Source organism: Bacteroides faecis (assembly GCF_020091505.1).
In the GTDB taxonomy this organism is placed as follows: Bacteria; Bacteroidota; Bacteroidia; order Bacteroidales; family Bacteroidaceae; genus Bacteroides; species Bacteroides faecis.
The window spans coordinates 5,796,718-5,821,970 of sequence record NZ_CP081916.1; the positions used below are offsets into that span (position 1 = coordinate 5,796,718).

At 47.0% G+C, this 25,253-nt stretch carries 20 protein-coding genes and 1 pseudogene; 14 read left to right on the forward strand and 7 right to left on the reverse strand.

Annotation, left to right across the window (positions count from 1 at the left end; genetic code table 11):
• Window positions 1–21: 21 nt before the first annotated feature.
• The 14 genes and pseudogenes from pstS (at window position 22) to K6V30_RS23115 (ending at window position 11,516) form a co-directional block, all read left to right on the forward strand.
• Entirely contained in the window at window positions 22–1,116 is a 1,095-nt protein-coding gene (gene pstS, locus K6V30_RS23050) for a phosphate ABC transporter substrate-binding protein PstS (protein WP_070612789.1), read from the forward strand.
• A gap of 79 nt (window positions 1,117–1,195) precedes the next feature.
• Window positions 1,196–2,350, forward strand: coding sequence for a hypothetical protein (locus K6V30_RS23055; protein ID WP_070612787.1), 1,155 nt, complete (start codon window positions 1,196–1,198; stop codon window positions 2,348–2,350).
• Between the two features lie 104 nt (window positions 2,351–2,454).
• Window positions 2,455–2,997, forward strand: a complete 543-nt coding sequence (locus K6V30_RS23060) for a hypothetical protein (protein WP_070612785.1) — start codon at window positions 2,455–2,457, stop codon at window positions 2,995–2,997.
• Between the two features lie 134 nt (window positions 2,998–3,131).
• Window positions 3,132–5,591, forward strand: a complete 2,460-nt coding sequence (locus tag K6V30_RS23065; RefSeq protein WP_070612782.1) for an ATP-binding response regulator — start codon at window positions 3,132–3,134, stop codon at window positions 5,589–5,591.
• Entirely contained in the window at window positions 5,563–6,861 is a 1,299-nt protein-coding gene (locus K6V30_RS23070; RefSeq protein WP_070612780.1) for a sigma-54-dependent transcriptional regulator, read from the forward strand. Before K6V30_RS23065 ends, K6V30_RS23070 begins: the two co-directional genes overlap by 29 nt.
• Before the next feature lie 185 nt (window positions 6,862–7,046).
• Window positions 7,047–7,685 carry an RteC domain-containing protein gene (locus K6V30_RS23075; protein WP_070612778.1) on the forward strand — a complete coding sequence of 213 codons (639 nt, stop codon included), beginning with the start codon at window positions 7,047–7,049 and terminating at the stop codon, window positions 7,683–7,685.
• A 110-nt stretch (window positions 7,686–7,795) separates the two neighbouring features.
• Entirely contained in the window at window positions 7,796–8,734 is a 939-nt protein-coding gene (locus tag K6V30_RS23080; protein WP_224207211.1) for a DUF6047 family protein, read from the forward strand.
• Between the two features lie 9 nt (window positions 8,735–8,743).
• A complete protein-coding gene (locus K6V30_RS23085) occupies window positions 8,744–8,923 on the forward strand; it encodes a hypothetical protein (RefSeq protein WP_070612774.1) in 180 nt (59 codons plus the stop codon).
• Window positions 8,924–9,640, forward strand: coding sequence for a DUF6047 family protein (locus K6V30_RS23090; RefSeq protein WP_070612771.1), 717 nt, complete (start codon window positions 8,924–8,926; stop codon window positions 9,638–9,640).
• An 11-nt stretch (window positions 9,641–9,651) separates the two neighbouring features.
• Window positions 9,652–9,978 carry a hypothetical protein gene (locus K6V30_RS23095; protein WP_070612769.1) on the forward strand — a complete coding sequence of 109 codons (327 nt, stop codon included), beginning with the start codon at window positions 9,652–9,654 and terminating at the stop codon, window positions 9,976–9,978.
• A 57-nt stretch (window positions 9,979–10,035) separates the two neighbouring features.
• Window positions 10,036–10,746 (forward strand): annotated as a pseudogene (locus K6V30_RS23100) (DUF6047 family protein).
• Between the two features lie 91 nt (window positions 10,747–10,837).
• Window positions 10,838–11,044 carry a hypothetical protein gene (locus K6V30_RS23105; RefSeq protein ID WP_141758172.1) on the forward strand — a complete coding sequence of 69 codons (207 nt, stop codon included), beginning with the start codon at window positions 10,838–10,840 and terminating at the stop codon, window positions 11,042–11,044.
• Window positions 11,045–11,209, forward strand: a complete 165-nt coding sequence (locus tag K6V30_RS23110; RefSeq protein ID WP_070612765.1) for a helix-turn-helix domain-containing protein — start codon at window positions 11,045–11,047, stop codon at window positions 11,207–11,209.
• A 4-nt stretch (window positions 11,210–11,213) separates the two neighbouring features.
• The gene (locus K6V30_RS23115) at window positions 11,214–11,516 is read left to right on the forward strand and encodes a helix-turn-helix domain-containing protein (RefSeq protein ID WP_070612763.1); all 303 of its coding nucleotides are present in this window, start codon (window positions 11,214–11,216) and stop codon (window positions 11,514–11,516) included.
• Window positions 11,517–11,591: 75 nt separating this feature from the next.
• Here K6V30_RS23115 and K6V30_RS23120 read toward each other — a convergent pair whose 3' ends face one another.
• From K6V30_RS23120 to K6V30_RS23150, 7 genes are all read right to left on the reverse strand, one after another.
• Complete coding sequence (locus K6V30_RS23120; RefSeq protein ID WP_083312299.1) at window positions 11,592–12,821, reverse strand: site-specific integrase; 1,230 nt, start codon at window positions 12,819–12,821, stop codon at window positions 11,592–11,594.
• Window positions 12,822–13,696: 875 nt separating this feature from the next.
• Complete coding sequence (locus tag K6V30_RS23125) at window positions 13,697–13,873, reverse strand: hypothetical protein (RefSeq protein ID WP_022301860.1); 177 nt, start codon at window positions 13,871–13,873, stop codon at window positions 13,697–13,699.
• Between the two features lie 230 nt (window positions 13,874–14,103).
• The gene (locus tag K6V30_RS23130; RefSeq protein ID WP_010539077.1) at window positions 14,104–16,095 is read right to left on the reverse strand and encodes a glycoside hydrolase family 97 protein; all 1,992 of its coding nucleotides are present in this window, start codon (window positions 16,093–16,095) and stop codon (window positions 14,104–14,106) included.
• A 31-nt stretch (window positions 16,096–16,126) separates the two neighbouring features.
• Window positions 16,127–18,406 (reverse strand): beta-glucosidase BglX, encoded by a 2,280-nt coding sequence (gene bglX, locus K6V30_RS23135; protein ID WP_010539079.1) that lies wholly within the window; start codon window positions 18,404–18,406, stop codon window positions 16,127–16,129.
• Window positions 18,407–18,597: 191 nt separating this feature from the next.
• Window positions 18,598–19,581 carry a glycoside hydrolase family 43 protein gene (locus K6V30_RS23140; protein ID WP_010539080.1) on the reverse strand — a complete coding sequence of 328 codons (984 nt, stop codon included), beginning with the start codon at window positions 19,579–19,581 and terminating at the stop codon, window positions 18,598–18,600.
• A 152-nt stretch (window positions 19,582–19,733) separates the two neighbouring features.
• Entirely contained in the window at window positions 19,734–21,692 is a 1,959-nt protein-coding gene (locus K6V30_RS23145; protein ID WP_022301859.1) for a RagB/SusD family nutrient uptake outer membrane protein, read from the reverse strand.
• Window positions 21,693–21,703: 11 nt separating this feature from the next.
• Window positions 21,704–25,063 carry a SusC/RagA family TonB-linked outer membrane protein gene (locus tag K6V30_RS23150; protein WP_022301858.1) on the reverse strand — a complete coding sequence of 1,120 codons (3,360 nt, stop codon included), beginning with the start codon at window positions 25,061–25,063 and terminating at the stop codon, window positions 21,704–21,706.
• Window positions 25,064–25,253: the final 190 nt, after the last annotated feature.

Below are 25,253 nucleotides of genomic sequence, written 5' to 3' on the forward strand. Positions count from 1 at the left end.
ATCATATAAAATAGAACAAGTATGAAGAACAAGAGATTTTTCAAGGCAGGCATCATAGGCCTGTCATTCGTAACGGGACTGGTGGCGATAGCTACCTTGTTTACCAGCGGAAAGCTGGTGGAAGAACTTTCGGAGAATACCGCTGCCGGGCGCAAGCCGGTCATCACCGCCGCAGGTGCCACATTGCCGCTGCCTTTTTATAACGAGGCGTTCAAGAAGTACTGGGAACAGAAGGATATTCCAGTCACCTATGCGGGCATCGGCACAGAAAAGGGTTTCAAGAGCCTGAAAAACGAACAGATTGACTTTGCGGGCATTGACGTGCCGCCCACAAAGGAGGAACTGGACAGCCTGCCCGGCAAGACGGTGCTGGTGCCCACCTGCATGGGAGCCATCACCATTGCCTACAACTTGGAAGGCGTGGATAACCTGCACCTGACGGGAGAACTGATAGCGGACATCTATCTGGGCAAAATCGTGAAATGGAACGATGCAAGGATTGTCGCAGTAAACCCCGGCAAGCAGCTGCCCGACAAGGAAATCTATCCGGTTTTCCGTCTGGACGGCAGCGGAACGACTTACGTCTTCAGCGACTACCTGACAAAGACAAGTGCGGACTGGAAGGCGGCAATGGGAACAAGCAAGCTGCTGACCTTTCCGCGTGGCGTGGCTGCTGCCGGAAATCAGGGCGTGGCCGGACTGGTGGGTAAAATCCCCGGAGGTATCGGTTATGTGGCAACGGAATATGCCGTCAGCTTCGGCACGCAGAGCGCGTGGGTGAAGAACGCAGCCGGAAACTTCGTGCAGCCGTCGGGACAGAGCATCACCGCCGCCGCAAGTGCCGGGGACGCTACGGGGATGATTACCAATTCTCCGGTAGCGGACGCCTATCCTATCAGCTGCTTCACTTGGGTGGTGCTTTATCAGGAACAGAACTACGGGGGACGCACACAGAAGGAATCGGAAGAAACGGTAAAGCTGCTGGACTGGCTGGTAGGCCCGCAGGCGCAGGCTATCACCACGCAGGTGCTGTATTCGCCGCTGCCGCAGAAGGCCGTGGAGTATGCCCGGCAGGTGCTGGGGCAGATTACCTACAACGGGAAGAAGCTGAAATAAGACTGGGACCATTGGCGTTTGACAAGTAGCCGGATGTTGTGCCGGTAAAATTCTGATTGGGATTAAAATAGGACATGTCATGACAAAGGAAGAAACAATTCTCTGCTGGAAGGCACTTGCCGCCTTCCTTTTCTTGGTGGCCGCCATGTGTCTGAGCATTTTTACCTCGTGTTCGCAGGAGGACGGGATGTTTGAGCGTGAATCGGTGGAAACACTGCCTGCGGTAATCAGTGCGGACAAGACATTGTATGCCGATACGGAGTATCTGCTGGGTAAGCCCGTATTCGTGACCAATGGGGCCACGCTGACCATACAGCCGGGAGCCTTGCTGAAAGCTCTTCCGGCGGTGGGTTACGGAAAAGCCGCACTCGTCATCACCAAAGGATGCCGGATCATGGCCGAAGGGACGGAAGAAAACCCTATTGTAATGACGGCATCCGTCAAGCAGGCCGGAAGCTGGGACGGACTTACGCTGTTGGGAAAGGCTCCCGTGAGCTATCAGGGAGCGACACTGTACGGTGATGATGCCGGGACGGACATCTCTTACGGCGGAACGGAAGAAAACGACAATTCGGGCATCCTGCGGTATGTCCGGGTGGAATATGCGGGAGCCGGAGGAGGCGCATTCACCTTCGACGCCACGGGCCGGGGGACGGTGATTGACCATTGCCAGAGTTACCGGAGCGCGTACAACGGTTTCGTGTTCAACGGCGGCACAGCCAATGCACGGTATCTCATAGCCACGGGTGCGGAGGAAAACGGGTTGTGCTTCAACGAAGGATATACGGGAAAACTGCAATATGTGAAAGCTACGGCCCCCACTCCGCGAAGCGTGTGGAGCGTGGTCAGTTGCAACGGGATGGAGCGGACGGAGAACCTGATGCCCTATACACACCCGGTGATAGCCAACCTATCGACAGCGCACAGCACGAAGGTGCATGGACAGTGTTATCCGCTGACCGTCTCGGCCTACAGTCTGCTGACGCTTGTCAACAGCGATACGAATGAAACGGGAGTAACGGATGAAGTGACGGTACGCTTTTATCGCGGTGAACTGAGAGGTATGCCGGGAACGGACTACATGCAGGTGAATACAGTAGGACCGGAACATGACGTGAAGCCGGACGACTACCAATGGGACGTTTTCTTTGAACGGACGGGCTATTGCGGCTCGGTGCCCCCGGACACAGGCAAGGACGGGGACTGGACCATGAAGGAGTGGATTAAAAAATAAAAAGAAAAAAGGTTGGATGAGGCACGACAAGAAAACCATGAATTGTAAAATATAGTGTGGTAGCAATCCCGGGAGGAAACAAAATCATATACATTTAATACCAAATGATTCAATATAACGGAATAACCCTGCTGCGGGACGAGAACGGAACCCCGCTGCAAGTAAACATCGACCTGCGGGTGCACGGCACGGAAATGGATTCGTTCATGCGTGCCCACGGGCTTGCCTCGCTGGAACAGAACGAGATGGCTCGTTCGGTGACGGGGGAAGACATCTCTTCAACCTATGGAGCGAGCGGAAAAGCGCAATCGCATGTGCGCTATCTGCCGGAAGTGAAAAAACAGATACAGACCGAAATAGACCGGCTGTTCGCAAATCCGCATACCCAACCGGCGGGTGTGATCAAGAAAGAGTTTCCGGACTTGCTGCTGCATCGTATAGCCCGTGCCCTGACCCCCGTGCCGCGGGCAAAGGCGGCAACCCCAAGGGTTTTCGAACGGTATTGCGGAAAAGATACCTTCTGGACCCGGTTCAAGATGCAATCCGTGCAGCATATCACCTGGTGCATCTTCTTTACTATCCATGATGAGGGGAACGTGCTGGTGAGACATCTTATCGGGACAAGTGAAAACGACGAGGACTTATGAGTTGGCAGGTGGTCATAGTCGTGTTTTCCGTCTGTGTTTTCTTGAGCGCTTTCGTTACCCTTGTATGCATAGGAGGCAGTGCGCAGGGCAGAAAAGCGAATGAGGACGAGGAATAGAACAAAGCAATTGGGAAAATGGGATTGAAGTTTAAAATATTCATAGGATATGCCATGCTGATACTTCTGTTGGGGTTTGTTATTTATCTGTTCCGGGGGGAACGCGTGAAGCGGGATGAGCTGAAACGCGAAATGAAGGAACTGGGCATGATGCGCGAGCTTACACGCAAGGCTTACGGCTGCCTGCTGGAACTGTCGTCGCAAGGCGAAGTGGCAAGCATCTGGAGTGAAAGCGACTTACAACTATACCGTAAAAAAAGAGAAAAGACGTGTGATGTCCTGAAAGAACTGCGGCAGTTTGTACATATGCCGGAACAGCAGGAGCGCATCGATTCGGTGTGTCTGCTGCTTGAACAGAAAGAGATGCTCCTGTCGGCAGCCATGAGCACGTTTGACGAACAGGAGAGCATCGGCGAGACGGTGGGCGAAAAAGTTCCGGCTATCGTCAGGCAGGTGCGCAGGCAACCGGCAAGGAATATCCCCACCGCTGCCGTGAAGGAAGTTCATGCAGGGAAAGAAGTTACCGGGGAAGAGTCGCCGGAGAAGAAGAAAAGTTTTCTGAAGAGGGTTTTCAGCGGAAAAGAGAAAAAATCCGCTTATAGGCAACAACGGGAGCAGCAACGGGCGGCAGAGAAAAAAATACCGCTACCCACGACTCAAAACAGCGGGAACGCCGTCACAGTCCATCTACTGCATTCGCTAAACCGCGAGGTGAGCGAAAAGCAGAAGGAACAGCGGAAAAAACTGTCGGCCCAGATGGACAGCCTGCATTTTAGCAGCCAGGCACTGAACAAGAGGCTGAACGGGCTGGTCGGTGATTTCGACAAGGCGGCCGGTGAACGGTTAGAAACGAGATATAATGCCATCGTGACAGATCGGGAAGCGTCCTACAACGTGGCGGAGATGCTTGCCCTTTTCGTATTCCTGCTTGCCATCGTATTGTATGCCATCCTGCACCGCGACGTAAACAGACGCCTCCGGTACCGCAGGGAACTGGAAGCTTCCGACCTGAAAAACAAGGAACTGCTGCAATCCAGAAAAAACATGATGTTGACCATTGCGCACGACCTGCGTGCACCATTGGCAGCTATCAGAGGGTATGCCGAGCTGTTGCCCGGAGAAGCGGATGGAAAGCGGACGGATGAGTATGCGGTGCATATCGTCCGTTCGTCCGACTACATGATAGGACTCGTGAACTCATTAGTTGAATTTTATCTGCTGGATGCGGGCAAGGGGAAAATGAATGTGACGGTTTTCCGTCCGCTGTCGCTTTTCGATGAGATAGTGAAGTTGCATACGCCGTCGGTAAGAAAGGAAGGGCTTGCGCTCTGTACGGATTTCGAGGGACTTGACACTGTGGTGGAAGGAGACCGTCCGCGCATCATGCAGATAGCCAACAACTTGCTTTCCAACGCTATAAAATTCACCCGGAAGGGGAAAATCAGCCTGCAGGCGGCATACGGGCAGGGAGAATTGTGCTTCAGCGTGCAAGACACCGGACCGGGCATGACGGAGGATGAACAGAAAAGGATATTCAGGGCCTTCGAGCGTCTGGACAATGCAAGGCATCTGCCCGGCTTCGGCCTCGGACTCGCTGTCGTCTCCCGTTTGACGGAACTGCTGGACGGGCACGTCACGGTGGAGAGCCGTTCCGGGACGGGCAGTCTGTTCAGGGTGGCCCTTCCCCTGCCGGAAGTGGCGGAACATGAGGATGACGGAGAAACCGGACATACGGAGGACTACGGACTGGAAGGCATACATGTGCTGGTTATAGATGACGACCGGATACAGCTGGATGTAACCCGCAGGATGCTTATGAGGTACAAGGTGCGGTGCGGATGTTGCAGGACGGTGCAGGAACTGATGGCGGCACTGAGGGAAAGAAAATACGACCTGCTTCTGTCGGACATACAGATGCCGGACATGGACGGTTACAAGATTCTTGACCTGCTGCGTTCCTCCAACATGGAGAACGCGCGCATGATACCCGTACTGGCGGTCACGGCCTGCGCCGACGATGAAGAATATTATATTTCCTGCGGGTTTGCGGGTAGCCTGCGAAAGCCGTTCCCGATGGACGAACTGATAAGTGCCGTAAGCCGTCTGGCGGTAAAAACGGGGAAGAAAGAACCCGATTTCTCGTTCATCCTTTCGGGGGAAGAGAACAAGGGAGGGATGCTGGATATTTTTATCCGGGAAACGGAAGATAGCATCCATACATTAGAGAATGCGCTTTGCAGGCGTGACAGGGATGCGATACGGAAGGTGCTGCATAAGAACCTTCCGTTATGGGAAACGGTGCGGATGGACTTCCCGATGGCCCGCCTGCGCTACCTGGTGACACACACGGCGGCTGTGTGGGAGGAAGAGCAATATCTGGAAATCGGGGAAATAATCCATGCAGCGGAAAGACTGACGGAGTCGGCAAGAAAAATCAGGGAGAAAACAGATGAAGACCATACTGATTATAGAGGATGACATCGTTTTCAGCCGTACCATAAGCAACTGGCTGGTGAAGCAGGGCATGAAGACACAGTGCGTGACGACCATAACGGACGCACGCAGGGCGATTGCCGGTAGGGCGTTCAGCCTGATACTGGCCGACATGCGTCTGCCGGATGACAACAGCCTGTCCCTGCTGGAATGGATGAGGGAAAAGCGGTGCATGGTCCCGGTCATTATCATGACCAACTACGGGGAAGTGGAAAATGCGGTGAGGGCTATCAAGCTGGGGGCCGCGGACTATCTGCGCAAGCCCGTGCAGCCCGACATCCTGCTGGAACTTATTATCGGAATAAAGGAAGGGGACAGCGGCAAGACATCTTTCTACCGTGGTGAAAGCGCGAAGGCGCAGGAGATGTACAGACAGATAGAACTGATAGCGTGCGCCGACATTTCGGTATTGCTGCGGGGCGCGTCGGGTACGGGAAAGGAACATGTGGCACACGAAATACATGAACGGAGCCACAGACGGAATAAGCCGTATGTTCCCGTCGATTGCGGGACGGTCCCGGAAGACCTGGCGGCATCGGAGTTCTTCGGACATCTGAAGGGGGCGTTTACGGGTGCGGAGAGCGACAAGGCGGGACTGTTCCGCACGGCTGACGGGGGTACGTTGTTTCTGGACGAGATAGGGAATCTCTCGTACCGGACACAAGTCATATTGCTGAGGGCGTTGCAGGAAAAACGGTACAGGCCGTTGGGGGATACGAGGGAATACCCGTTTGACATACGACTGGTGGCCGCCACGAATGAAAATCTTGAAAAGGCCATTGCGGAGGGACGTTTCAGGGAGGATTTATTCCACCGCCTGAATGAATTTACCATACGCCTGCCGTTGCTGGCGGAATGCAGGGAGGACATACTCCCGCTTGCGGACTTCTTTCTTGAAGAGGCCAATGCCGAACTGGGCAAAAGGGCGGAAGGTTTCGACAGGGAGGCCCGGAGCAGACTGGAGGCCTATCAGTGGCCGGGAAATATAAGGGAAATGAAGAATACGGTAAGGTGTGCCGTACTGCTTACGCCTGATGGAAAACGGGTAGCCGCCGGAAGTCTGGCTTTTTCCGTCCGGGAAGCGGACGGGACGGGTGCGGCAAGGATGCTTGCGCTGAATGATGCGCAAAAAGAGAAGGAATGCATCATGCGGGCACTGGAACAGACCGGGAGCAACCGTAAGGAAGCGGCAAAGCTGCTGGGAATATCAAGGAGCACGCTTTACGAGAAATTGCGGAAGTACGGCCTTCAATAACCGCGTGTCCGACCTCCGTACACGTGTCCGGCTTTTACACGACACATTGATATACATGTTCTTTTATAAAACGCACAAGTGATTGTAATACAGTGATTTACTTCTAATACTACCAACCAATTCCGTACGATGGTATCTTTTTTGCCTTTCTATGGCATATAAATGAAACAGATACAATTACTGCCATGAAAATCTTGAAAGATACTCTCTTGTTCGGATTGTTCGCCTCTTATGCGGACGGAGTCCGTAACGGTGCGGAGAAGCTGTCTGCCGCCTATGATGATTTTGCCATGTTGCTGGCTACACTCCCGACAGATGGGACAAACATTTGCGCGCAGCTACGCCGACTGTTCTACACGAAAATAGAATTGAAAGGGATTCAGGACACCGTTTCTATGAATGAAACGGAAAGATACGTTCTGTTCGATGTTTACATCAGTAAGACACTCGCATTGCTGGATGCGGAAGAACAGATGATGAAAGAGATGCTCCGGCATGGCGGAACGGCAGCAACGGAATTGAAGGAAGAGGCGATATGCAGGAACGGGAAGAAGGGCTCTGTAACGCTGACGTGGAACGGTACGGACAGCGACCTGATAGAGCTGGTGGCGGCATTGATGGCTGCCGGTGCCGTGACTTCAGCGGAAGGCAGGAAACTGACGGTGGCGGATGTTGTGCGGGTGTTCGAGGAAATGTTCCATCTGAAAATAAACGCGCTGTACACCAAACGGGGAAAGGTGTTTGACCGTTGTACGGATACCACCCCGTTTATCGACTCCCTGCGTGTGAGTTATAACCGGATGCTGGACAAGAGATTGGCGTAAACGCTGCACGCCAATGTACGCCAACGGACGACTTGCATATATGCGATGTTGCGGATTGGCGGACAAAGCATTTTCTTTGCAACCATGAATCCATGTAAATAAATCAAGTTATGGGACTATTGAAAGATTGGGCGGATCGCTGGCTATCTCTCCTGCCGGGACGTGGGACGACAGAACAGGCGGGCGTGTCCGTCACAGCGGACGATGAAAAGAAGCGGATGTATGCTGCGGCAACGGACGAAGGGGTGCTGTTCTTCTCGGACAGCCCGAAGGGGATTAAAGCACGCAACACCTACCTGCAATATCTGGCGGATGGCTTCTTCAACTTCAGCAAAAAAGCGGAAACATTGAAACTGTACGAGATAGAGATTCCCATGCGCCCAATGGCAGAACTGGCGGACAACTGCATTGACAAGCTCTCGAAAGCGGATCTGCGCAGGGATGACGCGCAGTTGAGAAAATCGGCATGCAGCTTCACGCCCGAAAAGATGGCGGGAAAGGAGATGCTGGTAGGTGGCGTATGCACCGACAAATACGACTTACGTCCCGACTTCAATAACTTTGATCGCCTGACAAAGGACTTCAATCTGGGCATCTCTCCCCGCAATTATGACGTGGCGGCACTGCTGTATATCTCGGAGAACGGATATGCCGGCCTTATGGAAGCGGACTATTTCCATCCGTTCAGCTATCAGCATGAGTTCAGGGAACTGGCGGAAAAGTTGGGAGACTGCATCAAGGTGAGACGGGAAGCACCGCTCTCGGCACACGACTTCGGCTATGCGGCCTTGCAGACGGAAGCGAAGGCGATGGCACATGACATCCTGCAATCGGAGTTCCATATCACGGACGGACAATTCAGGCTGGGCGGACGGATAAACCGGATCACTGAAAAAGTGGAGATACCGGAGCTGACACCCCATCGCCACTCGGAAGACAACTTGCCGGACGGAAAGCCGGAAAAAGAGGAACGCAAAGGAAGGCAGACCGCCAAACATGTGCCCCCAGTCACTCCACAGAAGAAAGAAAAGAAACAACTGATCATATAGACATAATTTATGGAAAAGAAGATGAATGCAGACGGAATGGAAAGCGGCAGTCTGTACATGACACTGGACGCTTTCTACCGGCCCGTGTATCTGAGTATGCGGGGAGAGGGCGAAGATGGGTTCGCCCGTTATATCGGTAACAATGTGGGGTTTCATGCCGCAGGCAGGGAGTTTGTTCCCGACCATTGAATGTTCCGTTTCGACTTTAGGGACAAGTCCATGATTCCCCCCATACTTGGAACAGACAATGCGGATTACCTTGAATGGCTGTGTCCGGTACTGGAACGGGAGAAGATTCACCCGTCGGGAGTGGTGAGGCTGCGGGACGCGGCTTTTTACGAGGAAAGGGGCATCGTTCAACTGTCTGCATCGGCAGCGCATACGGCTCTGACGGAGAATGAGGATTACATACGGCTGGGACACCGTTTCGGAATGGATGGCGATGTGATAAGGAACGGACTGGCAGCGTTTCCTACGTGTACGGCGGTGGAATACGGACAGAAAGTATTACTTTTTGGAAAAAGCGATAAAGGGGACAAGGTTCTGGAAGAGTTTCTGAACGATTTGACCGGGCACTTTTTCGATGGAAAACGAAAACCGGAGGAACTGAGATTTCATGAGGTGGCACCATTGGATGCGAAGTACCGGATGGAAATCGGAGACTGCAAAACCGCCTCACCGGATATATTGCGATACGGGATTTGCACGAAACGCTGCGACATGGCATCGACACTGAGAAACTTCAACCGACTTAGAAACCTGCAACTGATGCGTGCGCCATTGACAAAGGAGCAGGAACGGATTGTTTCGCTGCTGGTGACACGGCCGGATAATGTACGGTTCCCGGACGTGGAAATGAAGACGAGGGTACCGTTTAAAAAGAAGGGACAGAGTATAAACATTTAATTTTTGGATGGATGGAAAAGGAACAGAGTGGAACGATAAAGGGTAGCGTATATATAACGGTGGACAAATTTTTCAATCCGGTACATATCAGCATGAAAGGTACGGGTGAGGAAGGTTTTCAGGAGTTTATGCAGGAAGACGTGGAAAAGGCTCTGAAATGCGAGGAAATGCCGACTATGGGCCTGATGTATTATAATGTGTCCGATATGGGCATTGTGCCGCCCTTACAGGAAGGTGACAATGAAGATTATCTGCAAAGGCTGGAAAAGGCGATGGACGAGCATGGGATAAAGTTGCAGAGATACCAGCGACTGTCGGAAGTGGTGTATTGTCTGTGAAATGAGACAGACCCGTTTTCGAGGGATGAGACTTATACTCGCTGGCTTACGCCGAAAATGTGGTCGGAAATAAAGGCATCACCTGTGGGAGTGGCGGATATGCTGGATGACTTGAAGCATGGGAATAAGTTTTATACGGGTGTTGAAACGGACAAGGGGGTATTGCTTTTCAGCCGGAACTATGAAGGGAACCACCAATACGGGGCCTTTATGGAAGCAAATATCGAGAGGCGTTTCTTTGAACCGGATTTTGAAGGCAAGTCGCTGACGGTATATGAGCTTCAGGGATGGCCTTCACTGATGGCAGGGAAGATAAACCGCTGTTATGATGATTATGACAGTTTGTTGCCATTGGAGAAGATTCCGGCAGATGCCTATCTGGATAAAGAGGTTTTGAAGAGTATTACGGATAAAGAGGTATATGATCTTTCGCCTACATGAGAGAATTATGCCCGGCTGACGGATAATGAAAAAGGACTTGGATTGGCCCGGAGTGTGGATAATTACGACCGGATGACATTGCTGTATATTATGGACAAGGGTTATCCCGGAAACGGGTTGATAGATGAGTACCCGGACAATTTCAGTTTCCATGAGAAGTTTGAGAGGATTGAAAACAAGCTGCTGGGCAAGGATAGATGGGACGTTTATGACGAGATGCAGGAGAAGGCGAAGAAACTGGCGGAAAGTTTGCTGAAGGAGCATTTCCCCAATATGCGGCAGGTGGAAAAGGAAATACCGAAAAAGAGTAAAGGCAGAAAGATGTAGGATAACAAAAAAAACTGGTAAAAAGAGGTGAAGGCCCGTTGCTGCGTGGATGCAGGGATGGGCCTTTGTCTTATCAGGCCAATGCACGCCAATGGGTGACTTTGATTTCAGTGGTTTGGAAGGGACGGAAGATATGCTTTACTTTGCGCATATTCAGAAACTTAAAAATGATTTTAGTATGGAACTGACGATTATTGAAACAAGCGCGTATCAGGAGTTGAGAAGGCTGGTCAGTACGCTGGCCGTGCAAATGGGTGATTTTCAGAAAAAGATTGCCCCGCCCGCATTGGACAAATGAATGGATGCGCAGGACGTGTGCCTCGCTCTGGGCATATCGAAAAGATGCCTGCAAAACTATCGGGACAATGGAATTATCCCTTACTCGAATGTCGGAGGAAAATTCTTTTACCGGGAAACGGATATTCAGGAGATTCTGGAAAACGGATCAATCAGAAGAAAATAAGGATATGGCGGAGATTATCACAAGGGATTCGGAAGAGTTCAAAGAACTGACCGGATGGATCAGGAGAACAGGAAAAGTGGTAGAGGATGCGACGGCACGGATACGTCCGACGATTGCCGACGAACATTACCTGACCGGGGATGACGTATGTGCCATGCTGCACATTTCACGGCGCACGCTGCAAACATTAAGGGATGAGAAGGCGGTGCCCTATACCACCATCGGCGGAAAACTGCTCTATCCGGAAAGCGGACTGTATGAAGTGCTGAAAAAGAATTATAGGGATTTCAGGCGGTTCAGGAAATAAAGAAAGAGAAGAAAAGGAAAAGAAACGTCCTCTGAGCTATGGCTTAGCTTAGAGGACGTTTCTTTTCATGTCATGTTAGATGGCAAGTTTGTAAACATGGCCTATCTTCTCGCATATCTTGTCTGTATCTTCGCCTACTTTCGGATTGATAAGTTCGGCATATACCTGTGTTGAAAGGATGGATTTGTGCCCCAACACTTTTTGCAGGGTTTCCAGTGGCATCCCTTTGAGGATGGCCAGAACGGCGAATGTGTGGCGTCCGATATGCGGGGTGACTTCGGTATGGCAATCGCACTTTTTGCCGATAATTCTGAGGCTGAGAAACATCGTGTTGTATTCGCCTACCGGAAAAACACAATCGGGGGAGTCTTTCTTCTCGTCCGCATCTCTGTACTTTTCAATCAGTTCGATGGCTATGGGCAATAACTTCACGACATAGGCTACTCCGGTTTTTATACGGTTGCCCATCAGCCATGTGCCTCCGTCGGAATCGGTATGGATATTGTCATAAGTAATGGCCCTGAGGTCTGCGTAGGCAAGTCCGGTGAAGCACATGAAGAGAAACATATCGCGCATGGCACGCTGGCGCTTGTATTTCAGTTCCACATGAATGAGCCGCTGCAACTCCTCTTCGGTAAGAAAAGACCTTTTCTTGTATTCCGGCTTACACTCGAAAGATGTGAAAGGATGGATTCTCAACCAGCCCTTTTCCTGCGCGATGTACATCAGCCATTTCAGGGTATTGACACGGCCGAAAGCCGTAGCGTTTGCCGAACCGCATGTGCCGATCATCCAAGTGTAATAATCTTCAATAAACGACTTTTCAAGTTCGTCTATGACAATATCTTCTATATTCTTCATGCTCTTCATGAACAACAACAGACTTTTGTAATCGGCAACCAGTCCGCGATAAGTACTTTCCGCCTTTCCTTTTCCTATCTTTTCCTTGTAGGATTCAAGCTGTTCTCTGAACAGGCCCATCAGAGTGTGATAATCATCTCCGAAACCGACATAGCGGTTATAGACTTTCTTAGCGGTAACAAAACTGTCATGGTCGCAAATATACTGATAGTGCTTGGTAATTTGTGCCTTGATATTATCAAGCTCCTGATTCAACGTGCGGGCTTCTTCGGATTTACCTTTTACCCGGTTGGCTTTGACATCCCACAAAGTAAGGGACACTTCTTTCTTACAACTGAAACCTGCTTGGGTTCCATTAATGGTGATACGGCCCATAATCGGTGCCTTACCATTTTTTACTGACTGGTTTTTGGTGTAGAATAACACCTTGAATGTACTTCTCATAACTCAATTTTTTTAGTTACAAATTTAATTACTCTTGAGTTATTTGAGGTTATGCAGAAATAGGCAATAGGTTGAAAATTAAACTATTAAACCATATATTGCTGCTATTGGGGGTGAGTTACGATTTGGTAACGTAACTCACCTCTAAATGTGCTTTCCTTTGCTTTCCTTTTACCACCTTGCTAAAAATAATGTTTTATAACTATTTGATTTTTAGCATAGTTGCGTTATCTTTGCGCATCTTTTAAAAATACTTTGTTTCAAGCGGAGGAAACTGTTGTTTCAAGCAGGGGAAACTAAAGTTTCAAACCATCTGGAACTGGAGTTTCAAGAGGCAAGAAACCTCAGGAAACAACCGGAGACGGGAGCAGAGGACCGCATGAGTGGATAAGGAGGAACGCATGATTGAAGTGAAATGAACGCACGAGTGGAGTAAAAGTACCGCACGATTCAACCAACCCGACCATAACAATGTCCCGATTAACCTGTTCTCTTAGGAAGAACAGGAGTATGGACATAAGCGAAAAAAGCATTTATCACACAATAATAGAGGGAGTATCAGATCTTAATACCTGATATATCAATTATTAACAGATGGAACGTCAATTATTAATAGTTGACAGATAAGAGGTTAACATACTGAATATAAAACTATAACATCAAGAAAAATGTGTATTAAAGCATGAATATAGAGTGAGAGCAAATGCCTGCTACCACACTGCTACCACACTTGCTATCACAGCTGTAACAACGATGAATAAGACGATACAAGCAAAAAGTGAGAGCATGGGAGCAAAACATATACTAAATTCACTTGGAGAGAAAAAACTGCTAAATTCTAGTTATAAATAAAACATCTCAGTCAGATAGAATCGCTAACTTGAAAATAAAAGAGAGAAGTTTATAGAAAAGTTACTATCTAAGAAATCCAGAGGGAGAATCCGATACTTTACTTCAAGTTCTGCAAAGCGGCTCTCTTTGAGTTCCACTTTGAGTTTCTCTTTGAGTTGAACGACATCAAAATCAGCTTTTCCGAATATCAGTATCTTCATAAGAATACTTTATACACATAATTGCAGATAAAGCATGTAAGATTTACGCAATGCCGCACTGTTTTGCACATTCTATCATATTTTAAAGCTGCTTGGTATCTTATGAACACAAAGAAACAAACCACTCAAAACTTAATACAAAAAAACGATGCTGCACCAGAATATTCCGAAGCAGCATCGAATCTATCTCAAGCTTTCAGATAGTAATAGAACTATATGAAATAACAATATTATTTTATCTTAAGGGCAAAGCCTCCTCCCGGAGCTAAATGGACTTTCAACTTACCACCCTTCTTTACCGGGAAAGACTCACACTTATAGTCACGACCATTCCGATGGGCATTCACACCATCTTTAAACAAAGTAGCATTATAAGATTTATCGCCCAGGAAAGAGCAGTCAACTTCAATATCACGTGCAGTCCAGTCTGTAATTCCACCTACATACCAGACATCTCCTTTCCGTCGTGCTGTCACAACATACTCTCCCATTTTACCGTCAAGAACGATACTTTCATCCCACACGGTTGGTATTTCAGCAATAAACGCTGTTGATTCCGGTTCACGCATGTAGTTGCTCGGAGTATCACACAACATATTAAAAGGAGATTCAAATATCATATACAGAGCAAGTTGACGGCAACGCGTTCCCTGACTCATCGGCTCCGAATAACAAGGATAATAATTACCTTTGGAAGCATTTCTCATCGCTCCCTGTGTATAATCCATCGGTCCGGAAACCTGACGAATAAAAGGAAGCATCACATCATACTTTACTTGATCTACCGAAGGAGCACTCCATTTCATCTGCTCCAGCCCATTTACTCCTTCGAAATTGAGCACATTCGGATAAGTACGATTCAAACCAGCCGGTTTATGAGTGCCGTGAAGATCGAGAATCAATTTATATTTAGCACACATTTCAGCAGCACGATAATTGAATGCGGTCATTTCCTGATCATCGCGGTCCATAAAGTCTACTTTGAAGCCCTTTACTCCCATTTCAGCATAATGACGGCAAACATTTTCCATATCCCGCTCGAACGCATGATAACCGGCCCAAAGAATAATACCCACATTTTTGGACGCCGCGTAATCCACTAATTCTTTCAGATCGATCTCCTTTACGACCTGCATCAAATCCGCCTGCAAATTCACTGCCCATCCCTCGTCAAGTATCACATACTCAATTCCGTTTGCAGAAGCAAAGTCTATATATGCTTTATAAGTCGGATTATTTACTCCGGTAACAAAATCAACGCCATCCAGATTCCAGTCATTCCACCAGTCCCATGCCACCTTTCCCGGTTTAACCCACGAAAGATCACTCAGACGGGAAGGGGCACCCAGCAGGTAACTAAGATTGGTTGCGGCAAGATCTTTATCGGTTGTCGTAACCACAGCTATACGCCAGGGGAAGTTTCTTGGCTGGTCCACTTTTGCAATGTAGTCTTCATGCTCCTTTACCAACATCTGAAGCTGATTGTGTCCACCCTGCACTGTACGTTTCGGATAAGGAGCGTGTTTACTGCTCAAACAGTTTCCACCTTTCTCGGCAGAAAGATAAAGTCCCGGATAATTCTCCAGATCAGACTCCGTGATACAAATCTTCACACCTTCGCCTGCATCCACCACCAACGGCAAAAACATCAGGCGTTGTTTATTCAGTTTCGACAGTTTGTCTGTTGTATACGTATTCTCGAAAGAATTAAAAAACTGTGAGTTATAATCACCATCTTTGCCGCTTCTTACATAAGGCACGGAGGCAACCATATCCGACGGGAAACAATAATCGGATACTTCATCTATAACGTGGAAAGGCTTTTTACCCCGATTGACAAACCGGTAGGCAATACCATCATTGTATGCACGAAACTCTACATTCCAGTCTTTTTTGAAACGCAATGTCAGTTCGTTATAATGATCTCTCAATTCGTTGGCACGGTAGAAAGGAGAAGGTATCATCTCGTCCACACTCTTTCTGGAGGTTCCGGATAATTTCGCTTTTTCTCCCCAGACATTCCCGTTATCCAATGTCATGGATATGGGAGAAGGAGCAAGAATCTGCCTGTTGTTGCAAGTGATATCATAAGTCAGCCGGTCACCTATGCTAATCGTCGTTTTCAGATTTCCATCGGGTGAGACCAGGGTAAACTGCTTTTGAGCTTGCAGTGAAAGCGTACACAATACGCATAATAACAATAGAATTGTAAGTTTCTTCATGGTTGTAACTATATATTAGATTTCAAAATAATTATTCCGCACTAAAGCGCTTCGTCTGTACATCACGACTATTCGTACCGATCATCACGTCAAACTCACCCGGTTCGTAGATATATTGCAATCCGGAGTTATAGAATTTCAGATCATCCTCCGTAATCACAAATTTCACTTCGCGGCTCTCTCCTTTCTTCAGGAAGATGCGTTCGAAACCTTTCAGTTCCTTCACCGGACGCGCTACCTCCGCATAAATGTCACGCAAATAGATTTGTACTGTTTCATAGCCGTCACAATCTCCTCGGTTGGTTACGGTAACAGAAGCTGTCAGAGTCCCGTTTTTGGGCAAGGTTTCCGAACTGAGTTGCAGGTCACCATATACAAAATCGGTATAGCTCAAACCGTAGCCGAAAGGATAAAGAGGTTCGTTACTCTCATCCAGATAATTGCTGGCATATCGGTTGAAAACACGATTGTCCGGGTCCGGGCGTCCCGTATTCAGATGATTGTAAAACAGAGGAAGTTGTCCCACCGAACGAGGGAACGTAGTGGTCAACTTACCACTCGGAACGACTTTACCAAACAAAACATCGGCAACGGCATCTCCTGTCTCACTGCCTCCGAACCATACATTCAGAATAGCAGGAACATGTTCATTCTCCCAGTTCAACACCAAAGGACGACCGGTAAACAGAAGCAGCACCACAGGCTTGCCTGTTTTCACCAGTGCTTTCAACAAGTCCTGCTGAGCATCGGGAATCTCCAGATTAGTGCGGGAAGGGGACTCCCCGCTCATTTCGGCACATTCGCCCACAGCAGCCACAATCACATCTGCACGGGCAGCCGTACGCAATGCTTCGGCCAACAATTGCCGATCGTTGCCACGTTCCAACGGACGGATGCCGACAGCTCCTTTTTCCATTTCCTCATCATAATACACATTGCTGCCTTTGGCATAAAGAATTTCTGCCTTGTCTCCTGCAGCCGACCGGATTCCTTCCAGCAATGTGCCATGTCCGGACGGAGTGCAGGTCATGCTCCACATACCACACATATTATTACGTGCATCTGCCATCGGACCTATTAAAGCTATTTTTCCTTTTTCCTCCAGTGGAAGAAGATTCTTTTCATTTTTCAGAAGGACAAACGTCTTTGCTGCAATCTCACGTGCAGCAGCACGATGATCAGCCGTATAAAGTTCTTTTTCTACACGCAGTGTATCGCAATATTTATACGGATCGGCAAATAAGCCCAGCTTATACTTGGCTTCCAACACACGGCGGCAAGCTGTATTAATTTGTGCTTCAGTGACTTTTCCTTCTTTCAGTGATTCTTCCAATGTATTCAGAAAGCCGCAGGAAACCATGTCCATATCCGTTCCCGCCTGCAAAGCGCGGACAGAAGCTTCCTCCAAAGGAGCTACCCCATGAACGGCCATTTCAGCAATGGAATTGTAGTCTGTAACCAAAAGTCCCTGAAATCCCCATTCGTCACGGAGTACATCTGTCAGCAACCATTTATTTGCCGTAGCCGGAATACCATCTACTATATTAAAGGAACTCATCACACTACCGACACCTGCCTCAACAGCAGCCCGGTAAGGAGCAAAATATTCATTATACATGCGCAGATGGCTCATATCGACCGTATTATAATCTTTACCGGCTTCTGAAGCTCCATAAAGAGCGAAATGTTTCACACACGAAAGAATTTCATCTCTTCCCTGCATATTATTCCCTTGATAACCACGCACATAAGCCTTTGCCAACAGTGATCCCAGATAAGGGTCCTCACCGCTTCCTTCGGCAATACGTCCCCAACGAGCATCCCGGCAGATATCTACCATCGGGCTGAATGTCCAGCAAATGCCATCCGCACTGGCTTCAATAGCAGAAATTCGCGCCATCTGCTGAACAGCCAACGTGTCCCAACTGCATGAGAGTGCCAACGGTATCGGAAAAATCGTTTCATAACCATGTATGACGTCCGCTCCGACTATCAAAGGAATCTTCAACCGGGTTTCTTCTACAGCCAGCCGTTGCAGGTCATAAATCTTTTTAACCCCTTTCACATTGAAGAAGCCACCTATTTCCTCTTTGCGAATCATATCGCCAAGCTCGGTATTCATCACAGAGCCTGTCACCAAATCGCCACCGGAAGGAAGGTTCAACTGTCCCAACTTCTCACGAATAGTCATTTTACCCATCAGATCCGTTATAAAACGATCCATTTCCGCATCTTTTCCTCCACCGGACGCCGAACAGGAAAAGAATGTTATGCCACAAAGGGCACCCAACACCAGATTTCTTATTTTCATAAGCTCTTCAAATTATTTATTTACTTTTCTGACTTAACCTTCTGTATAATAATGACTGTACCTGTCAGCAGCATCTATTTCGCCAAAGTTAACACTTCCTTCTAAATAATGAGACATATATTCACAAAATAGATTATTTATCTCTGCCAACTGATTCTATACTATAGACGGTTCAGAAAGAAAAAGCCACATTAATTCAGAGCTACAAATTTTCCATCTTTAATATAAATTGGTGTTATCACCGGATGTTCCGTTTGTGAATTCGGTGCATGGTAAGAAATCATCAACCTGCCTTTCAGGTCTTTGAACACCATCGCGTGTCCGCCATCATCGCTATTTAATGTTTCGGGTTCCTGTACCCAAGGTCCCAGAATGTCACCGGACGCTGATATCGCTTGTCCGATAGCATATTTTCCATCTTGCTTCCGGAAACTGGACCACAACATAATTAGTTTGCCGTCATCCAGGCGATGAATAAAAGGAGCATCCGTAACATAGCCCGTCACTCCGGAACTTGTAATAGTACCTGCCCAGGGAGCTTCTGAAGCTTTGAACAACAAATGCGGATCACCTTCGGTCGTCTTCAGATCTTTCGCCAGCCGTTGAGCATAAATCTCACCATCTACAGCCTCCAGCCACTCACGGCAGAACAGCAACCAGGGATTTCCTTCTTTATCGATATACAAAGAGCCATCCAGACACATCCAGCCGGAAGGAGTTATCGCCTTATTTACAAGCGGGGTAAATGGCCCCTTCGGGCTATCGGAAACCAAAATAGAAGTACCCCGCTTCACTCCTGTATTGCTGAAAGTGGTAAATAAATAATAGCGTCCTTCATATTCATACACATCCGGTGCCCAGAAATCCTGTTGTCCCCAAAAGTCACTTTTCGCTATAAAAGAATAGCCCTCATCTTTCCACGTTGACAAGTCTTTACTTTTATAAACCCTGATTTTCAAGTTATTATTAAAATGAAGGTAATACATCGAAGTTTGCTTGTCGACCAGAATAAACGGGTCTCTCAAACGCAGACTCGATATAGGAATAGTGAAACTTTCTTCCTCCGCTTCACCCGGACCGGCAGAGGAAGTCTCCCCATCATCATTACTACAACTGACAATACATGCTCCCATCAACAGCAAGAGCGAAAGAATAGAATGCTTTAATTTTTTCATATCTCAATGATTAGTTAGTAAAATTCTTATTTACAATCCTATACCGGATAAACCGGGAGCTGAAGCCTGTATGCTTCATCGCTTTGCAGAAAAGCTACCTGCTACAACTCCCTATCTACTTACCTATTGAATACTGATAAATAAATTCATAATCAATAATGAGGATTCTGCTCAATATGAGAATTTTCAATAATGACCGAAGTAGGTATCGGGAACAGGAGATTCTTCTCTGAGAAATTACTGCTGTATTGCTTACCGATTTCTACGTATTTCCCCATTCGAATCAAATCTTCCCTCCGTTTTCCTTCATACCAGAACTCCCAGCCTCTCTCTTTCAGGATCCAGTCTCGCAATGACTCCTTATCCGGAAAATCGGACAATTGCTTCATTACATCCTCTCCTCCTTCAGCAGCCTGTTCCATCGCTGTAAACTCTATCTCATCAATCCAAAGATCATAGCCGCTGCCTGAATTTCCCAAGGCAAGGAACAGGGCACAGTTTTTATCTTCCGTAGCCTTGCCTGTCTGCGTTGAGAATTCCTTAACTTCGCCAGCCTTCAAAGATATAGTTTCCATATGGCTCAATGGTCCTTCAATACGAATTTCAAACTGAACGTCTTTCGAGGCTTTCAGCTTCATCTTTATCGAATACTTGCGTCCTTTTGCCACCAAAGGCTCTGTCCGCATTTGCAAAGTCCAGAATTCCGTACCAGAAGATTCCACCTCCACATGCAAGCAATTTCCATTGTTCAACGTGTTGTTTTTATCCACATTATACTTCCAGGCAGATCCACCGGCCTGATCATAATTATTCATTGAGAATATACCTATTACATCATCGGCAAATTCCCCGTCAAAACTCTCTTTGAAAACGGGAGTCGCAGGCAGAGAAGTGCCGAAACCAAATGCACGTTTCCGGATATCATTAATCAAGTTAACGCTCTCCTGATTAGGACCATTCAGTTCATTCAATGCTTCTGCCTTAAACAACAACACTTCCGCATACCGATCGAGCACTTTGTCATTGCCTGCCCAAGTACCGGTGGCTTCAGGATCAATCCCATATTTCAAAGGCAGAGCTCCTACATCACCGCTTGCCCTCAAATCAATGGTAGCACCGGATTTTGAAGTATATTCGGCTTGTGCCAGAGCTCTTCTGCGATCATTTTCATCAAACGTATCATAGAACTCCCATGGCATCCGGTGTCCGGACCATCCTTCCACAATGTTTCCATGAGGTGAAGCATAGTCTCCCGGCAAGATATTGGCATAAGTATGATTACCATAATCGGCAAGCGGTTCCGCCCTCACGACAAACATCAATTCCTTATTGCCTTCATTCTGGGCAGAAAATATGCTTGCATAATCCTTTTCCAGTTCATAATAATTCAAACCGATTATTTCATTGGCTGTTTCCAAAGCATTCTGCCACAGTTTTTCGTGCATGTAATATTTCAGCAAATAATGAAGCGCAGCTCCTTTTGTGATACGTCCGTATTCAGCTTGTTCTATCGGAAGCGCGTCGGCGGCAGCCCGTAGTTCTGTTGTTATAAAAGTCCCGACTTCCTCTGCCGTCGGTCTATAAGGTTTATAATCCGGGTCCGGATTAATCGCCTGGTCGGCTTCCAGAATCATCGGCATAGGACCATAAAGCCTATATAAATCGAACATAAAAAATGCTCTGAGTGCCCGAACTTCCGCAATATACAAGTCTTTCACCGATTGTGTCACCGGAGACTCCTCCATCTTCGCTATTGTATAAGTGCAACGGGTGATATTAGGTGCCGTCCAATTATAGAATCCTTTCACCATCTGATCGGCATCCGTCCACGTGCCATTCAGAAAAGCAACCCATGACCATTTGGTAGTCCATTCTTCTGTTGAAACTTCGTCCATCACAAAAGAACTTCCATCGCAGAATAAATAAGGTCCCCAGCCTTTTTGGCGCAATTCATAATAAAGAGCAACAGTGGCAGCCGAAAGATCGGCAGGAGTACTAAACGCATTTCCAGTATCTACTACTCCGTACAAGTGAGGTTCCAAATTACCCTCACAGGCTGCAAACTGAATGCTTATAAATAGTAATATTAGTTTTTTGACAAATTTCTTCATGACATTCCAGTTTAAAATTTCACATCAAGCCCAAATGAAAAAGTTTTTTGTTGAGGATACGCCGCCCGATCGTTTTCGACTTCCGGATCAAGTCCTTTATATCCGGTAAACGTCAGCAGATTCTGACCGGAAAAGTAAAATCTTACTTTCAACTTATTTGCTTTAAACAGTCTGCTCAAATCATACCCTAACGTCACGTTCTTCAGACGCAAATATGTATTCTTTTCCCAGTTTGGAGCACCGTAACTATCATAGCTGTTCACCTCTCCACTAGGCATAGCAGACCCCATGTTATCGGAAGTCCAGCGATTTTTTATATCCGCCAGAAAGTTATTATTGTCTTTCAGGCGTTGAATGCCATTTCCACCATACACCCCATGTTCTACCTGGGTATAAGGATATGAATATCCGCCCACTGAAGCATAAAGATAGATATTCAAATCAAAGCCCTTATATCGGAAATCATTCGAAAAACCCATCGTAAACTTCGGTGCCCGTGTACCCAGATATACCACGTCTGCCTGATCTATTTTACCATCAGGCTTTCCCGTCAGATTCCCTTCCTCGTCGAGTCCGTTCACATCTTTATATTTGCGTTGTCCCGGTAACAGGTCCGGCATGGCAGAAGTATCTTCACCTGCCTGCTTTATACCGTCCGGAATCAATGTATAGATAGCACTCACCGGATCGTCTTCTTTCACATAAGGAGCCAGAATTACTTTCGGATCGCGTTCTTTCCATCTGTCTCGATAGGAAGTGTACGTCAAAGTCGATTCCCAATGCAACGGACCTTCCAGATTCACCGTATTCAATGTCAACTCAAAACCGGTACTTCTTGTTTTTCCAATATTGGACCATATACCGGTAGTGACAGCTGTATGCGGCAATGAACGCCAGCTCAGCAAGTCTTTCACTTCCTTAAAGAAAATATCGGCACTACCATTGATACGATTCCGGAAAAAGCCGAAATCCAGTCCGAAGTTAACTTCTGTGGTGGTTTCCCATTTCAAGTCAGGATTACCGAACTTTCCAAGGTTTACCCCGCGCTTTTCGACATCGCCCAGATAGTAATTTCTTCCTTCGAAGGAAAAATACTCGGAAGCGGCATCGTTAGGTAGATTCTCGTTACCTACCTGCCCCATGCTGACACGCAATTTAGCATCGGAAAGCCAGCTTACATCTTTCAGAAAATCTTCCTGATTCATTCTCCACGCAAATGCTCCCGAAGGAAAAAAGGCATAACGATTGTTCTTGCCGAAACGGTCGCTGCCATCAATGCGAGCTGTAAAAGTGAACAAATACTTGTCCTTGAAAGAATATTGAGCACGACCGAAATAAGAAGCCAGCACGTGTTTATTCTTGTAAGAACTGACAACCGGACGCGTTTCACCTGCCTGTAGTTTGTAATACATCAGTGCATCAGACATAAATCCCATAGCACGTGCATACGCTCCGTCATCATTCTGCACCTGATAGGAATATCCCAGCAAGGCAAGAAGTTTATGCTTCTCTTTGAAAGTCTTCTGAAAGTTGAAAACCATATCTGCCACATAATCTTCGCGGTTGGCGGAATTGATATTCGCGTCTCCATTCACACTACTTCCATATTTTGTAGTCATCGGATAATAACTATGCCGCACTCCGTCGCGAATATCCGCCCCGGCAGACAGTTTCAGCCAGAACACATCTTTTATAAAATAAAAATTCGTAAATGCTGTTGCCAGAAAGCGCTTGGTCTTTGTCTCATCCTCAATGTCCAGATAGGACAAGGGATGATTGAGTAATGCCTGTTTAGGGTCTTCAATCCATTTGCCGGTTGTAGGGTCTCTTTCTGCCTTCACTGTCGGGCTATAACTTAAAGCCGATTCAATAATACCTGCCGTACTGTCATATCCTCCCCCTAATGTCGCATTTTGATCGACTACATAAGAGGCTGTAGCAGAGATACCATAATCCCACCATTTAGTTATTTTATGATCCAGGTTATAGCGAAAACTGTAACGCTTGTAACCGGATGTCTTCACAACCCCTTTCTGGTCGAAGTAGTTCAAGGAAATCAATGATTTCATTTTCTCATTACCATAAGTGACTGTCAGGTTATGTTGCTGGATAAGCCCGGTACGGGTAATCATATCATACCAGTTCGTCCCTTTACCTGCTTTTGCTATTTCTTCATCTGTGTACACAGGTACATAAGGACTGACAGCACTCGGATCAGTATTTCCATAAGGATACACAAGGTTCTGCATTAAATACTGCTCTTTATAGTAACTGTTCTGAGTTGCCATCAACTCTCCTGCTGTCAACAATTCGGGACGTTTATTTATTGTCTGAAAAGACATATTCATATTATACTCAACTTTCGTATCCTGAGTACCTCTTTTTGTCGTAATCAATACAACTCCATTAGCACCCCGCGCACCATAAATGGCAGTTGCCGAAGCATCCTTCAAGATTTCAATGGATTCGATATCGTTAGGATTAATACTGCTCAAAGGACTGTTATTTCCGGCTGTCCACTGATTGCCGCTTCCCGGATTGACCCCTGCATTCACTATGGGAAAGCCATCGACAACATACAATGGATCGTTGCCGGCACCGGTGGAAGCCGCACCACGAATTAATACTTCCAGACCACCACCAGGCTGTGCACTTCCTTGTTTTACAGTAAGTCCTGCCGCACGCCCCATCAACATTTCCGAGAAGTTAGGTGAAGCTGTTTTATTGAGTTTCTCCGACTTTACAGAAACAATCGATGCATTCAGATCGCTCTTTTTCATAGTACCGTATCCCACTACTACCACTTCATCCAGCAGTTCCTGCTTTTCATACAAAACAATGGATAAATCGGTTTGATTTCCAATCTTCACCTCCAAAGGCTGATAGCCGATATAAGATAGTTCCAATACTGCTCCCGGCGATACTTCCAACGTAAACTTCGCATTCACATCTGATACAGTTCCGTTATTCGTCCCTTTTTCTTTTATAGTAACACCAATAATAGGCTCACCGTTCACATCGTTCACTGTCCCTGTTATCTTACGTTTTTTACCGTCTTTTGAAGTATTCTGTTTAGCTTGTCTTTTCTGAACAATTATATTCTTCCCTTTTACTTCATAAACAACGTCCTGTTCGTACAAAATCTGATCAATAGCCTCATTCAGTTCTTTTGCCCTTACGGTTATAATCTTCTTTGTATCCAGATCTCCGACTTTATAAACAAAAGAATATCCGCTCTTATTCTTCAATTGGGTCATTGCTTCTTTCACTGAAACGTTATCCATTTTCAATGAAACAGCCTGGGCCAGTATTGCTACATTAAGGCAAAACAGAGCCATGACCATTAATATGGCCTTCTTCCTGTAATTCATAAAATAAACAAATTATTAATTAAAACTTGAATAACTCGTTTTAAAAGAGATGTATTTTGCTAACTTTGCATATTCTCTTTTGAAAACATATTCACACTAGATGTTTGTTGAAAGAAGAGACTTAAAGGAGCCGGGAGATGTCCGAAATCTTCCGGTTTTTTAGTTGTCTCTCCTTATTAGTCAGCTAAAG

Bases quoted from the DNA above. Each gene is read 5' to 3' on its own strand.
- pstS (WP_070612789.1), top strand. From the start codon at position 22: ATGAAGAACAAGAGATTTTTCAAGGCAGGCATCATAGGCCTGTCATTC.
- K6V30_RS23055 (WP_070612787.1), top strand. From the start codon at position 1,196: ATGACAAAGGAAGAAACAATTCTCTGCTGGAAGGCACTTGCCGCCTTC.
- K6V30_RS23060 (WP_070612785.1), top strand. From the start codon at position 2,455: ATGATTCAATATAACGGAATAACCCTGCTGCGGGACGAGAACGGAACC.
- K6V30_RS23065 (WP_070612782.1), top strand. From the start codon at position 3,132: ATGGGATTGAAGTTTAAAATATTCATAGGATATGCCATGCTGATACTT.
- K6V30_RS23070 (WP_070612780.1), top strand. From the start codon at position 5,563: ATGAAGACCATACTGATTATAGAGGATGACATCGTTTTCAGCCGTACC.
- K6V30_RS23075 (WP_070612778.1), top strand. From the start codon at position 7,047: ATGAAAATCTTGAAAGATACTCTCTTGTTCGGATTGTTCGCCTCTTAT.
- K6V30_RS23080 (WP_224207211.1), top strand. From the start codon at position 7,796: ATGGGACTATTGAAAGATTGGGCGGATCGCTGGCTATCTCTCCTGCCG.
- K6V30_RS23085 (WP_070612774.1), top strand. From the start codon at position 8,744: ATGGAAAAGAAGATGAATGCAGACGGAATGGAAAGCGGCAGTCTGTAC.
- K6V30_RS23090 (WP_070612771.1), top strand. From the start codon at position 8,924: ATGTTCCGTTTCGACTTTAGGGACAAGTCCATGATTCCCCCCATACTT.
- K6V30_RS23095 (WP_070612769.1), top strand. From the start codon at position 9,652: ATGGAAAAGGAACAGAGTGGAACGATAAAGGGTAGCGTATATATAACG.
- K6V30_RS23105 (WP_141758172.1), top strand. From the start codon at position 10,838: ATGGGTGACTTTGATTTCAGTGGTTTGGAAGGGACGGAAGATATGCTT.
- K6V30_RS23110 (WP_070612765.1), top strand. From the start codon at position 11,045: ATGGATGCGCAGGACGTGTGCCTCGCTCTGGGCATATCGAAAAGATGC.
- K6V30_RS23115 (WP_070612763.1), top strand. From the start codon at position 11,214: ATGGCGGAGATTATCACAAGGGATTCGGAAGAGTTCAAAGAACTGACC.
- K6V30_RS23120 (WP_083312299.1), bottom strand. From the start codon at position 12,821: ATGAGAAGTACATTCAAGGTGTTATTCTACACCAAAAACCAGTCAGTA.
- K6V30_RS23125 (WP_022301860.1), bottom strand. From the start codon at position 13,873: ATGAAGATACTGATATTCGGAAAAGCTGATTTTGATGTCGTTCAACTC.
- K6V30_RS23130 (WP_010539077.1), bottom strand. From the start codon at position 16,095: ATGAAGAAACTTACAATTCTATTGTTATTATGCGTATTGTGTACGCTT.
- bglX (WP_010539079.1), bottom strand. From the start codon at position 18,406: ATGAAAATAAGAAATCTGGTGTTGGGTGCCCTTTGTGGCATAACATTC.
- K6V30_RS23140 (WP_010539080.1), bottom strand. From the start codon at position 19,581: ATGAAAAAATTAAAGCATTCTATTCTTTCGCTCTTGCTGTTGATGGGA.
- K6V30_RS23145 (WP_022301859.1), bottom strand. From the start codon at position 21,692: ATGAAGAAATTTGTCAAAAAACTAATATTACTATTTATAAGCATTCAG.
- K6V30_RS23150 (WP_022301858.1), bottom strand. From the start codon at position 25,063: ATGAATTACAGGAAGAAGGCCATATTAATGGTCATGGCTCTGTTTTGC.